At 72.3% G+C, this 12426-nt stretch carries 10 protein-coding genes; 4 read left to right on the forward strand and 6 right to left on the reverse strand.

All coding sequences use genetic code 11. The features are described 5' to 3' along the window. Positions 1-27: 27 nt before the first annotated feature. Entirely contained in the window at positions 28-2166 is a 2139-nt protein-coding gene (locus IE182_RS04175) for an ATP-binding SpoIIE family protein phosphatase (protein ID WP_190108242.1), read from the reverse strand. Between the two features lie 161 nt (positions 2167-2327). Here IE182_RS04175 and aspS point away from each other — a divergent pair, with 161 nt between their 5' ends. Next, positions 2328-4115 (forward strand): aspartate--tRNA ligase, encoded by a 1788-nt coding sequence (aspS, locus tag IE182_RS04180; RefSeq protein ID WP_190108380.1) that lies wholly within the window; start codon positions 2328-2330, stop codon positions 4113-4115. A gap of 76 nt (positions 4116-4191) precedes the next feature. Here the strand turns inward: aspS and IE182_RS04185 are convergent, their stop codons facing one another. Next, a complete protein-coding gene (locus IE182_RS04185; RefSeq protein ID WP_190108243.1) occupies positions 4192-4569 on the reverse strand; it encodes a DNA-binding response regulator in 378 nt (125 codons plus the stop codon). Positions 4570-4707: 138 nt separating this feature from the next. Further along, complete coding sequence (gene metG, locus IE182_RS04190; RefSeq protein ID WP_190108244.1) at positions 4708-6429, reverse strand: methionine--tRNA ligase; 1722 nt, start codon at positions 6427-6429, stop codon at positions 4708-4710. A 186-nt stretch (positions 6430-6615) separates the two neighbouring features. Between metG and IE182_RS04195 the strand changes: the two genes are divergently transcribed. Further along, on the forward strand, positions 6616-7152 hold the full coding sequence (locus IE182_RS04195) for a DUF1203 domain-containing protein (protein WP_190108245.1): 537 nt from the start codon (positions 6616-6618) through the stop codon (positions 7150-7152). A 90-nt stretch (positions 7153-7242) separates the two neighbouring features. Here IE182_RS04195 and IE182_RS04200 read toward each other — a convergent pair whose 3' ends face one another. Further along, the gene (locus IE182_RS04200; protein ID WP_190108246.1) at positions 7243-7590 is read right to left on the reverse strand and encodes a DoxX family protein; all 348 of its coding nucleotides are present in this window, start codon (positions 7588-7590) and stop codon (positions 7243-7245) included. A 218-nt stretch (positions 7591-7808) separates the two neighbouring features. Here IE182_RS04200 and IE182_RS04205 point away from each other — a divergent pair, with 218 nt between their 5' ends. Both IE182_RS04205 and IE182_RS04210 read left to right on the forward strand, forming a co-directional pair. After that, positions 7809-8462 carry a response regulator transcription factor gene (locus IE182_RS04205; protein WP_190108381.1) on the forward strand — a complete coding sequence of 218 codons (654 nt, stop codon included), beginning with the start codon at positions 7809-7811 and terminating at the stop codon, positions 8460-8462. Beyond that, positions 8459-9505, forward strand: coding sequence for a sensor histidine kinase (locus IE182_RS04210; RefSeq protein WP_190108247.1), 1047 nt, complete (start codon positions 8459-8461; stop codon positions 9503-9505). The genes IE182_RS04205 and IE182_RS04210 overlap by 4 nt, the downstream gene beginning before the upstream one ends. On the opposite strand, the gene IE182_RS32580 is transcribed toward IE182_RS04210, so the two are convergent. After that, a complete protein-coding gene (locus IE182_RS32580) occupies positions 9447-10700 on the reverse strand; it encodes a vWA domain-containing protein (protein ID WP_190108248.1) in 1254 nt (417 codons plus the stop codon). The genes IE182_RS04210 and IE182_RS32580 overlap by 59 nt on opposite strands. A gap of 160 nt (positions 10701-10860) precedes the next feature. Further along, the gene (locus tag IE182_RS04220; RefSeq protein WP_190108249.1) at positions 10861-12243 is read right to left on the reverse strand and encodes a carotenoid oxygenase family protein; all 1383 of its coding nucleotides are present in this window, start codon (positions 12241-12243) and stop codon (positions 10861-10863) included. Between the last annotated feature and the right edge of the window lie 183 nt (positions 12244-12426).

Genomic DNA, 12426 nt, shown 5'->3' on the forward strand with positions numbered 1-12426 from the left:
CGTCGCCGGCCGGCGCGGGCCGCCCGGCTACGTGATCGCCTCGAAGCCCGCGTCGGAATCGGCCTCGTAGAGCTCGAACCAGATGTTCTTGCCCTCGCCGCGCGGGTCCACGCCCCAGGCGCCGGCCAGGAGCTCCATGAGGACCAGGCCCCGCCCGGAGGAGGCCATCTCCCCCGGGTGGCGCCGGTGCGGCAGTTCGTCGCTGCCGTCGGCCACGTCGACGCGCATGCGCCGGCCGCCCGCCCGGCCCGATATCTCGGCGGTCAGCACTGCGTCCCCGTCCGTGTGCACGAGCACGTTCGTGACCATCTCGGAGACCATCAGCACCGCCGAGTCGGTCTGGTCCCCGTCGGGCCAGTCGTGCATCAGGTCGCGGATCTGCCGGCGGGCCTCGGCGATGCGCTCGGGCTCGGCCTGGGCGATGGTCAGGACCGTGCGGCGCGGCGGGCGGGGCGCGACGGCGGGGGCGCCGAGCTCGGCCGGGGCCGGGGCCTCGCGCCGGAGCAGCAGCAGGGCGATGTCGTCCTCGCGCCGGTCGATGAGCGGGCCGGTGGTGTAGTGCGAGGGCGGGCCGTGCACGGCCTGGACGAGGGTGTCGGCGAGCTCCTCCAGGTTGCCGCCGTCCTCGTCGAGGGGGTGGCCCTCGATGATCTCGCGCAGCCGGCTCCAGCCGGTCTCCAGGTCGTGGCCGCCGGTCTCGATGAGGCCGTCGGTGCAGACCAGCATCGTCTCGCCCGGTTCCAGGACGATCCGGCTGGTGGGGTAGTCGGTGTCCGGGATGATCCCCAGCGGCAGCCCGCCCGCCGTGGGACGGACGAGCAGGGTGCCGTCGCTGAGCCGGATCGCCGGGTCGGGGTGGCCGGCCCGGGCGATGACCAGCAGACCGCTGCTGGGGCAGACCTCGATGTAGAGGCAGGTGGCGAAGCGCTGGTCGGCGACCGCCTCCTCGGAGGTCACGTCGCCGTTGATCCCGGCGAGGAAGCGCGAGGCCCGCGAGAGCACCGCGTCGGGGTGGTGGCCCTCGGAGGCGTAGGCCCGCAGTGCGATCCGCAGCTGGCCCATCAGCCCGGCGGCCCGTACGTCGTGGCCCTGGACGTCGCCGATGACCAGGGCGATCTTCCCGGAGGGCAGCGGGATCATGTCGTACCAGTCGCCGCCGACCTCCAGCCCGCCGCCGGTCGGCACGTAGCGGGCCGCCACGGTCATCCCGGGGATGTCGGGCTGGACGGTGGGCATCATCGAGCGCTGCAGGCCCACAGTCAGCTCGCGCTCCGACTCGTGGACGCTGGCGCGGCCGAGGGCCTGGGCGAGCATCCGGGCGACCGTGGTGAGCACCGACCGCTCGTCGGGGGTGAAGGTGACCGGGACGCTGAAGCCGGCCATCCAGGCGCCGATGGTCCGGCCCGCGTTGATCAGCGGCAGGAAGGCCCAGGACTGCCTGCCGAAACGTTCCACCAGGGCGTGGACGGCCGGAAAGCGCCGCCGGTAGTCCTCGGGGGAGGGGAGGTAGACCGCGCGGCCGGTGCGGATGACCTCGGCGGCCGGGTCGTCGGCCTCCATGGGCTGGTCGAGGAAGTCGTCCATGTCGCCGGGCCCGTAGCCGTGGTGGCCGATGAGCTTCACCCGGCCGCCCTCGTTGGCGAAGACCGCCAGCCCCGACGGCTCGAAGCCGGGCATGGACAGCATCGCCGCCACCCGCAGCACCTCGGACGTCGACCGCGCCTCGGCCAGCGCCCGGCCCGCGTCCAGCAGGAACGCCTCGCGGTTGCGCCGCCAGTCGCCCGTGACCTGCGTCCGGGCGGCGGAGGTGCCCGGCTGCGGCTCCGGAACCTCCTCGATGGTGCCGACCAGCGAGTACTCGCTCCCGTGCCCGTACGGCCTGGTGCGGCTGCGCACGGTCCGCAGCACCCGGCCCTCGTCGTCGACGATCCGGATCCGGGCCTCGGCGAGGGTGCCCTCGGCCACGGCGAGGTTGATGATGCCCTGCACCTCCACCCAGTCCACGGCGTGGAAGCGGGCCCGGGCCGCGGACTCGCTGAGCTCCACCCGGGTGGGCGGCAGGCCCAGCAGCCGTGCCCCCTCGGCGTCGAACGTGACGGTGCGCGAGACGTTGTCCCATTGCCAGAGGCCGGTCGCGACGGCGGCCAGCACGTCCTCGGTGCGCATTGCCCCACTTTATGCAGGTCTGTGGAGGGGAGACCACCGAAGCCGGGTGGGGCGATACCCTTGCTTGGTGCTGTATGCACGCTGACCGCACGCTAACCCAGGCCGGCGGTCTTCTGCAGCGCGCCCTCGATCTACGCCTCCGACCACGACTTGGATGAATGATGCATCGGTACCGGTCCCACACCTGCGGCGAGCTCCGTGCGGCTGACGTCGACACCGACGTGCGACTGAGTGGCTGGCTGCACAATCGGCGCGACCTGGGCGGCATCCTCTTCATCGACCTGCGTGACCACCACGGCCTGGTCCAGCTCGTGGCCCGCCCCGGCACCCAGGCGAACGAGGCCCTGAGCCACCTGACCAAGGAGACCGTCGTCCGCGTCGACGGCAAGGTCATGAGCCGTGGCGCCGAGAACGTCAACCCCGAGCTCCCCACCGGCGAGATCGAGATCGAGGTCACCGAGGTGGAGGTGCTCGGCGGCGCCGAGCAGATCCCCTTCACGATCAACGCCGAGGACGGGGTGAACGAGGAGCGCCGTCTGGAGTACCGCTTCCTCGACCTGCGCCGCGAGCGCATGCACCGCAACATCATGCTGCGCTCCGCCGTCATCTCGGCGATGCGCCAGAAGATGACCGCGCTCGGCTTCAACGAGCTGGCCACCCCGATCCTGTCCGCCACCTCCCCCGAGGGCGCGCGCGACTTCCTGGTGCCCTCGCGCCTGCACGCCGGCAAGTTCTACGCGCTGCCGCAGGCCCCGCAGCAGTTCAAGCAGCTGCTGATGATCGCCGGCTTCGACCGCTACTTCCAGATCGCGCCGTGCTTCCGTGACGAGGACGCCCGCGCCGACCGCTCGCCGGGCGAGTTCTACCAGCTCGACATGGAGATGTCCTTCGTCGAGCAGGAGGACGTCTTCCAGGTCATCGAGAAGGTCATGACCGAGCTCTTCGAGGAGTTCGGCAACGGCCGTCACGTCACCTCGCCCTTCCCGCGGATCCCCTTCCGCGAGGCGATGCTGAAGTACGGCTCCGACAAGCCGGACCTGCGCTCCAAGCTGGAGCTCGTGGACGTCACCGACGTCTTCGAGGGCTCGGAGTTCAAGGCGTTCGCCGGCAAGCACGTCCGCGCGCTCGCCGTGCCGGCCCTCCAGGAGCAGCCGCGCAAGTTCTTCGACGGCCTGGGCGACTTCGCGGTGGAGCAGGGCGCCAAGGGCCTGGCCTGGGTCCGTGTCGGCGAGGGCAACGCGCTGACCGGCCCGATCGCCAAGTTCCTCACCGAGGACAACGTCAAGGCCCTCACCGAGCGTCTGGGCCTGGAGCCCGGCCACGCGATGTTCTTCGGCGCCGGTGAGTTCGACGAGGTCTCCAAGATCATGGGCGCCGTGCGCGTCGAGGCCGCCAAGCGCGCCGGCCAGTTCGAGGAGAACGTCTTCCGCTTCTGCTGGATCGTCGACTTCCCGATGTTCGAGAAGAACGAGGACACCGGCCAGATCGAGTTCTCGCACAACCCGTTCTCCATGCCGCAGGGCGGCCTCGAAGCGCTGAACACGAAGGACCCGCTGGACATCCTCGCCTGGCAGTACGACATCGTCTGCAACGGCACCGAGCTGTCCTCCGGCGCCATCCGTAACCACGAGCCCGAGGTCATGTACCGCGCCTTCGAGATCGCCGGTTACAGCAACGAGGAGGTCGAGAAGGAGTTCGGCGGCATGCTGCGCGCCTTCAAGTTCGGCGCCCCGCCGCACGGCGGCATCGCCCCGGGCGTCGACCGCATCGTGATGCTGCTGGCCGACGAGCCCAACATCCGCGAGACCATCGCCTTCCCGCTCAACGGCAACGCGCAGGACCTGCTCATGGGCGCGCCGAGCGAGGTCGACGACGCCCGTCTGAAGGAGCTCCACCTGAGCCTCTACAAGGGCGCGGCCAAGCCGACGCCGTACAAGCCGACGAAGTAACGGCGCGACGGCACGATCCAGCGCGAAGGGGCCCGGCACGACTGCCGGGCCCCTTCGTGTTGCTGGACGGCCCCGTTCACACCAGGGCGGCGCTGATCGGCACTCTCGGGCAGCAGCCCGCCGCGTTGTGCACGGCTCGCTGCAGCCGCCCCGGGGTGAGCCGGTGGCCGTGGAGGACCGAGCGCACCCCGTACTCCGCGACGGCCATGAGCTCGGTCTCGCCGAGCTCGTCGGCGACGACGACGAGCGGTGCGCGGTCCGCGCGGGCCATGCGGCGCAGCGTGCCCGGAGCGTCCCGGTCGTGCCGTCCCATGACCAGGACGTCGACGGCGGCGCTCCCCTCGCCCCGCCGGGCGACCCGGATGCCGGGCAGTGCGCGCAGCTGCCGGACGAGCCGGTGGCGGCCCAGCTCGTCGTCGGCGTGGACGCTCACGGTGATGCGTTTCTCGAACACTGCACTTCCTCGTCTCCCCCGCGTACCGAACACCCCCAGCGTGGCGGGGCGGGGTCAACGAACGATTGCCGAACGATCAACGCATGTGCGAAGGGCCCGGAACCATGGGTTCCGGGCCCTTCGGGCGGTCTGCCGCGCTTACGCGGTGGGCTCCTCACCGCCGCCGAAGCGCTCGCGGTAGGCGGCCAGGTCGTCCTCGGTGATCTTCGCGAAGAGCACCGGCGGCACGGTGAACGGCGTACCGGCCGGGACGAACGTCAGGGACCTGGCCTCGTCCTGCGTGACCCAGGTGGCGGTGTCGCCCTCCAGCTGGAACGCCGCGCGCATGGCCGCGGCCGAGGCCGGGATGAACGGCGCGGAGACGATCGCGTAGAGGTGGATGAGGTTCATCGCGGTGCGCAGGGTCAGCGCGGCGCCCTCGGGGTCGGTCTTGATCTCCAGCCAGGGGGCCTTGGTCTCCAGGTAGGAGTTGCCCGCGCTCCACAGGGCGCGCAGCGCCTGCGCCGCCTTGCGGAACTGCAGCTCCTCCATGTGCCGCTCGTACTCGGCGAGCAGCTCGGCGATCTGACGCCCCAGCTCCGCCTCGGCCTCGCCCTCCTCGCTGCCCGCCGGGACCTCGTCGCCGAAGCGCTTGCGGGAGAAGGACAGGACGCGGTTGACGAAGTTGCCGAGGACGTCGGCGAGGTCCTTGTTGACCGTGGCGGAGAACAGCTCCCAGGTGAAGGACGTGTCGTCCGACTCGGGGGCGTTGGCCATCATGAAGTAGCGCCAGTAGTCGGCGGGCAGGATCTCCAGGGCGTCGTGCGTGAAGACGCCGCGCTTCTGGGAGGTGGAGAACTTGCCGCCGTAGTAGTTGAGCCAGTTGAAGGCCTTGACGTAGTCGACCTTCTTCCAGGGCTCGCGCGTGCCGAGCTGGGTGGCCGGGAACATCACCGTGTGGAACGGGACGTTGTCCTTGCCCATGAACTGCGTGTAGCGGACGTCGGCGGCCTCGTACCACCACGACTTCCAGTCGCGGTTCTCCGGGTCCTGGTCGGCCCACTCCTTCGTCGCACCGATGTACTCGACGGGCGCGTCGAACCAGACGTAGAAGACCTTGCCCTCGGCGGCCAGCTCCGGCCACGTGTCGGCCGGGACGGGGACGCCCCAGTCGAGGTCGCGGGTGATGGCGCGGTCGTTGAGGCCCTCGGTCAGCCACTTGCGGGCGATGGAGGAGGCCAGCACGGGCCAGTCCTTGCCGTGCTCGTCGATCCACGCCTCGACCTCGCCCTGCAGCTTCGACTGCAGGAGGAAGAGGTGCTTGGTCTCGCGCACCTCCAGGTCGCTGCTGCCGCTGATGGCGGAGCGGGCGTCGATCAGGTCGGTCGGGTCGAGCACGCGGGTGCAGTTCTCGCACTGGTCGCCGCGGGCCTTGTCGTAGCCGCAGTGCGGGCACGTGCCGACGATGTAGCGGTCGGGCAGGAAGCGGCCGTCGGTGAGCGAGTACACCTGGCGGATCGCCCGCTCCTCGATGAACCCGTTCTTCTGCAGCTGGCGCGCGAAGTGCTGGGTGATCTCGCGGTTCTCCGGGGAGGAGCTGCGGCCGAAGTAGTCGAAGGAGAGGTTGAAGCCCTCGTAGACGGCCTTCTGCGCGTCGTGCTGCTGGGCGCAGAAGGTGTCGACCGGCAGGCCGAGCTCCTTGGCGCCGAGCTCGGCGGGCGTGCCGTGCTCGTCGGTGGCGCAGATGTAGAGCGTCTCGCGGCCGGTCTGACGCAGGAAGCGCGCGTACACGTCCGCAGGGAGCATGGACCCCACCATGTTGCCCAGGTGCTTGATCCCGTTGATGTACGGAAGGGCGCTGGTGATGAGGTGTCGAGCCATTGCGGCTGCTCCCTGGTCGCTGTGTGGTCGGGGTTGAGGTGCACCTTTAGCGTATCCGAGGGCCAGGGGGGTGCCGCGCGGCGTTGATGACGGCTGTGTCAAGCGTTCGCGCCCCCCGAACGGGCGGGAGAGTGACGTCCGATCACCGCCAGCGACACCCGTGCACACCGGGACAGTCTGGACGTCATGACGACGACCGCGGCAACCCCGCCCGCCCACGTGTCCCGCCCCATCGGCCCCGCCGTCCTGCGGCAGCTGCGCACGCGCGACGACGCCGGCGTCACCCGTACCCCCCTCGCCGATCCAGACGGTGGCGCTCCGCTCCGCTGCTGCCTGCGGCACAGCACCGCCGGCGAACGCATCCTCCTCGTCTCGTACGCACCCCTGCAGCGCTGGGCGGCGGAGACGGGCGCGGAGCCGGGCCCGTACGACGAACGGGGCCCGGTCTTCATCCACGCCGAGGAATGCGGGGGCCCGGCCCCGGCCCCGGACGGCTGCACCGACCCCGCCTACCCGGTGCGGATGCACGGCGCCCGGCGCGTGCTGCGCGCGTACGACGCGCAGGGCCGCATCCTCGGCGGCAGGCTCATCGAGATCCCGGTCGAGCGCGCGGCCGAGGTGGACACCGCGCTGGCCGAGGTGTTCGCCGACCCGCAGGTGGCGCTGGTGCACGTGCGCGCCGTGGAGTTCGGCTGCTTCCTGCTGGAGGTGCGGCGCCGGTAGGGCGCGCGGCGGCGAACTCGCCGACGGGCGGCGGGAGCACGTGTGCGGCACGTACGTGTCGTGAACCGGCCCCGCCGCCCGCAGTGGTGCTCAGGCGGCGAGCCCGAGGACCAGGGCACCGGCGGCCGGTGCCGCGTACAGCAGCGGGAACGGGATGTGCGCGTACGAGCGCGCCCGGACGACGGTGACGACGGCCCCGGCGAAGTACAGCACCAGGCCGGCCCCGGCCATGACGCCGAGGAACGGCACGAACAGGCCGGCCACCAGGCCCACGGCCCCCGCCGCCTTGGCCGCACCGAGCAGGTTCCACCACGAGCGGGGCACGCCGTACTCGACCAGGGGCTGCACGACCCACGTGGCGCGCAGGAGGAGGGCGGCGGCCGAGAAGCCCGCCATGGCGGCGGCCAGGAGGGTGACGACGACGTAGGCGGTGGACATGCGGAACGCTCCTCATCGGACGGGGCCGGTGCGGGCTCGCGCCGGCCGGACGGGGTGAGCCCGTCACCGCATTGACACGCCGCGCGCCACGGGTGTGACCGTCCTGCCGGACTTTTTTCCGGACACCGGCCCCCGGGTGGAGACATTCGCGAAACATCCCCTCTGGTACACCCCCATTCTGGAAGGAAGGGGGCGTGCCGGACGGGAGGAACGACATCATGCGGGTGCTGGTCGCCGAGGACGAGGAAGTGCTGGCCGAGCTGGTGGCCACCGGGCTGCGGCGGGCGGGGTTCGCGGTCGACACCGTCTACAGCGGCGACGCCGCCCTCGCCTACCTCGGGCTGCACGACTACGACGTCGTCGTCCTCGACCGCGACCTGCCCCGGGTGCACGGCGACGACGTCACCCGGCGCCTCGTCGCCGCCGGCTCGCGCACCCGCATCCTCATGCTGACCGCCGCCGGCTCCATGGAGGACCGTGTCGCCGGCCTCGACCTCGGGGCCGACGACTACCTCCCCAAGCCCTTCGAGTTCCCCGAGCTCGTCTCGCGCGTACGGGCGCTGCGCCGCCGCAGCGCCCGGCCCGCCCCGCCGCAGCTGGAGCGGCACGGGCTCCGGCTCGACACCGTGCGGCGCACCGTCAGCCGCGAGGGGCACGCGCTCGACCTCTCGCCCAAGGAGTTCGCCGTGCTGCAGATCCTCCTCGAAGCCGACGGGGCCGTCGTCAGCGCCGAGGAACTGCTCGAACGGGCCTGGGACGCGCACGCCGACCCCTTCACGGGCGCGGTGCGCGTCGCGATGAGCAAGCTGCGCGGCAAGCTCGGCGACCCGCCCCTGATCCGTACCGTGCAGGGCGTGGGGTACGCCCTGTGAGACGGCCCGTCCTGACGGCGCGGACCCGCATCGCCGTCGCCTTCGGAGCCGTCTTCGCCGTCCTCGGTACGGGGCTGCTCGTCACCGTCAACGTCCTGTCGCGGGCCGGCACGCAGGAGCGGGCGACGAGGATCGCGCGCACGGCCGTGCCGGCGGAGGCGTGGCCGCCGCAGCAGACCGTGACCGTCTCCACGATCTACCGGCTGTCGGGCGACGTCAGCGCCGCCGCCTCCCACGAGCTGATCGTCTGGTCGGCGGTGGCGCTGCTGGTGACCGCGCTGCTCGCGGTGGGCGTGGGCTGGTGGACGGCAGGGCTGTTCCTGCGGCCGGTCCAGGGGGCCTTCGACAGCCAGCGGCGGTTCATCGCCAACGCCTCGCACGAGCTGCGCACGCCCCTGGCCACCCAGCGTGCCGCCATCCAGGTCGGGCTGGACGGCGCCCCCTCGCCCGAGGACCTCGCCCGCACCAGGCGGACGCTGCTGGAGACCAACCGCCACTCCGAGCGGCTCATCGACGGGCTCCTCCTCCTCGCCCGCAGCGAGCGCGGACTGGAGAGCCGCGAACCGCTCGACCTCGCCGAGGTCGTGCGGGAGGAGGCCGACGGCCTGGCCACCGACGCCGCACGGGCGGACGTACGGATCCGGGTGCGCGCCGTCCCCGCGCCCCTGACCGGCAACCGGCTGCTCCTCGCCCAGCTCACCGGCAATCTGCTGCGCAACGCCGTGGGCTACAACCACGGCGGCGGCAGCGTCGAGGTGTGCGTGCGGCCCGGCCGGCTGACCGTGGTCAACACCGGGCCGCGCGTCGCCGCCCGCGACGTCGGCACCCTCTTCGAACCCTTCCGCCGGGGGGAGGGCCGCGAACGGCTCGGCGGCGGGGCGGGACTCGGCCTGTCCATCGTGCGGTCGATCGCGCGCGCCCACGGGGGAACGGCGAAGGCCGCCCCCAACCCGCAGGGCGGCCTCCGTGTGGTCGTCGACCTGCCTACGGCAGGATCCCGGCGGCCCTGGCCTCGGCCAGCCACTCGGGGAACTCCACCATGAGCTCCTCGTACAACCGCGCGTCCGCGAGCGCCTTGGGATCGCGGCCGGCGTGGAAGAAGCCGGCGTTGTCGACGACGCGCTTCTCCGGCACCGGCAGGTCGTCGAGCTTGCGCAGGAAGTCGAAGCCCTTGCCCTCCGGGTCGCCGAAGCCGACGAACTGCCAGAAGATCGGCAGCTTCGCCGCCTCGCACAGGGCCCGCTCGGCGGCCGGCTTGCTGTAGGGGGCGCCGTCGGTCTGGAAGATGACGAAGGCGGGGTCGGTGGCGCCCGACGCCCGGTAGTGGTCGATGACGGCCTCGATGGCCCAGTGGTAGTTCGTCCGGCCCATGTGGCCGTAGGACTCGTGGAGTTCCTGGATGCGGCCGTCGAAGTCGGTGAGGTCGAGCTCGGCGGTGCCGTCGATGTCCGTCGAGAAGAAGACGACGGGTACGACGCCGTCGTCGTCGAGGTTGGCGGCCAGGCCCAGGGCCTGCTCGGCGAGATGCTGGACCGTGCCGTCCTTGTAATAGGTGCGCATCGAGCCCGAGCGGTCGAGGACGAGGTAGACGGCCGCGCGCTGTCCGGCCAGGCCCTGCTTGCGCAGGGAGACGCCGGCCGACTTGTAGAGGCTGACGAGCTTGGGGGCCGTCTGCTGGACCTTCTCCAGGCTGATGGCCGCGCCGCCTTCCGCCCCCGCGACCGCCTCCGCCGGGACCGCGGTGTCCGGGGTCGCCTCCGCCGGGACCGCCGTGTCCGGTGTCGCCTCCGGTGCCGTCGCGGGGGCCGGAACGGCCGGGGCCGGAACAGTGGGAGCCGGCACCGCGGGCGCCGGCGTCACGTCCGCCGTCGTCATCGCCGGGGCCGGCTCCGGGTCCGGGCCGGGGGCCGGCTCGGGCACGGGGTTGGGGTCGGGCGTCGGCACCGGCTCCGGCTCCGGGACGGGCTTGGGCGACGGCATCGGCGTCGGCTCCGGCTCCGGCTGCGGAACCGGCTCGGGGCGGTGCGGGCCGGGCGTGGGGATCGGGCCCAGCGGGCCCGGGTCGGGGATGCGCTCGGCGGCGCGGTCCGCGGCCCCGGCCGTCGGCTGCGCCGGTACGGAAACGGCCGGCGCGGCGCCGCCGTCGGGCCCCGCACTCTGCTGGGGCAGGCTGGGTTCGTCACGCACGGCAGCTCTGGACCGGCCGAACGCGTTCCGCAGCAGACTCCGAATGCCCATGGGGAGATGTCCTTCATGTGTCTCGGGTGCAAGTGAATTGTCCGTAGTGCGGGGATAAGTCCCCTGGCGTGGCGACTACGTAAGGCTAGCCGTCAAGCTTGGTCCAGTACGTTCACACCCGACACGCCCTACCCGCGTGTCCTACCTTGTATCACTGGCATCAGGGGTGGTCCGGAACCCAGGTCCCGTGAAACCCCAGCGGCACCCGCACCGGCAGGTGGATCCGGGCCACCGGACCCGCCGCGAAGTCCTGTGCCGCCAGCACCACGAGGTCCGAGGCCGCCCGCGCCGGGTCGTAGGCGTACGCCAGCACCCAGCCCTCGTCCTCCGCGGCCCCCGGCGCGGCCGGCACGAACACCCCCTCGCCCACGTCGCCGCCCGCCGGCACCCGGAACTCCTCGGCCGTGCCGCGCTCCAGGTCGTACTTCAGCAGTCCGGTGTCCCGCCCCGGCTGCCGCTCGTGCATCGCATAGCCGAAGCGGTGCGGCAGGGTCAGCCGGCGCGGGTCGACGCGGGGGAACTCCACCGGCCGGTCGTCCAGCCGCTCGCGCCGCACGGTCCCGGCGGTGAGGTCGACCGTCCAGCGCTCCAGGTGCGCCAGGTGCTCCCCGGGGGCGGGGCGGCCGGCCGAGGCGGCGTCGAAGAAGCGGTCGTAGCGCACGAGATGGACGGTGAGGAAGCGACGGCCGCGTCCGCCGTCGGGCGGCCCGTGCTCGAAGGCGTTCATCGGGTGGAAGACGAAGCACGGATCCGTCTCCAGCCACCGCACCTGCTCCGCCCGGCCCTCGCGCGGCAGCACCCCGAGCCGCGCCGGCCGGCCCGGCACCCACACCGGATGGTGCCCGGCCGTTCCGGGCAGCCGGGCGAAGACGACGGGCAGGTCGTAGAGCAGCACGTACCGCTCGGTGAGCGAGAAGGCGTGCATCATCGGCCGCTCGCCGACCGGGACGTCGACGCTGCGGCGCACCCGTCCGTCCGTCCCCGCGACGACGTACTGCACGTACGGCCAGGCCGGGCAGTACGCCACCGCGTGCAGCTCACCGCTGCGCGGGTCGAGTACGGGATGTGCGGACAGCCCGCCGGGCAGGGTGCCGTGGAAGTCGAACGGCCCGATCGTGTGGAGCTCGGGGTCCAGTTCGTACGGCAGCGTGCCGCCCTCGACCAGGGCGAGACAGTGCCCGGCGAAGAACTGCACGTGGGTGTTGGGGGCGAAGTCCAGGTCCAGGTGGCGCGGCCCGTGCAGCAGCTTCTCCCCGAGCTGCCCGGCCACCGCGTCCGAACGCACCCAGCGGTTGCGGTACCACTCGGCGCGGCCGTCGCGCAGCCGGACGCCGTGGATCATGCCTTCGCCGCTGAACCAGTGGTAGGCGGCCGGGTCTTCGACCTCCAGGGGATTGGGGCCGTTGCGCAGGTAGCGGCCGCACAGGGAGCCGGGGATCCGGCCGGTCACCGGCAGGTCGACCGCGGTGATCTCCTCGTGGACCGGCGCGTACAGACCTCGGAGGTAGGGGTTCGTGCCCGCGTGCGGACGGCCCTCGGTCATGGCACCCACCTCCACCGGCCCTTCCCCGGCTGCCGCCGGGCGGGTCCCCCACCCGTGGGGCCGTCCCTCCACCATCCAGCGGAAGGGAAGGTTCGGCCAGCCTCCATCCACGCGTCGAACACTCTTCATCGAAGGCGGGTAACCGCCACCGAGCGGGATTCGTTGCCGGGAACAGCCGGGGAA

This window comes from Streptomyces cinnamoneus, from assembly GCF_014650495.1.
Lineage (GTDB): Bacteria > Actinomycetota > Actinomycetes > Streptomycetales > Streptomycetaceae > Streptomyces > Streptomyces cinnamoneus.

What these genes read in the sequence shown, in the direction of transcription:
- IE182_RS32580 (WP_190108248.1), bottom strand. Translation starts at nt 10,700, where the DNA reads ATGGGCATTCGGAGTCTGCTGCGGAACGCGTTCGGCCGGTCCAGAGCT.
- metG (WP_190108244.1), bottom strand. Translation starts at nt 6,429, where the DNA reads ATGGCTCGACACCTCATCACCAGCGCCCTTCCGTACATCAACGGGATC.
- aspS (WP_190108380.1), top strand. Translation starts at nt 2,328, where the DNA reads ATGCATCGGTACCGGTCCCACACCTGCGGCGAGCTCCGTGCGGCTGAC.
- IE182_RS04175 (WP_190108242.1), bottom strand. Translation starts at nt 2,166, where the DNA reads ATGCGCACCGAGGACGTGCTGGCCGCCGTCGCGACCGGCCTCTGGCAA.
- IE182_RS04220 (WP_190108249.1), bottom strand. Translation starts at nt 12,243, where the DNA reads ATGACCGAGGGCCGTCCGCACGCGGGCACGAACCCCTACCTCCGAGGT.
- IE182_RS04200 (WP_190108246.1), bottom strand. Translation starts at nt 7,590, where the DNA reads ATGTCCACCGCCTACGTCGTCGTCACCCTCCTGGCCGCCGCCATGGCG.
- IE182_RS04195 (WP_190108245.1), top strand. Translation starts at nt 6,616, where the DNA reads ATGACGACGACCGCGGCAACCCCGCCCGCCCACGTGTCCCGCCCCATC.
- IE182_RS04205 (WP_190108381.1), top strand. Translation starts at nt 7,809, where the DNA reads ATGCGGGTGCTGGTCGCCGAGGACGAGGAAGTGCTGGCCGAGCTGGTG.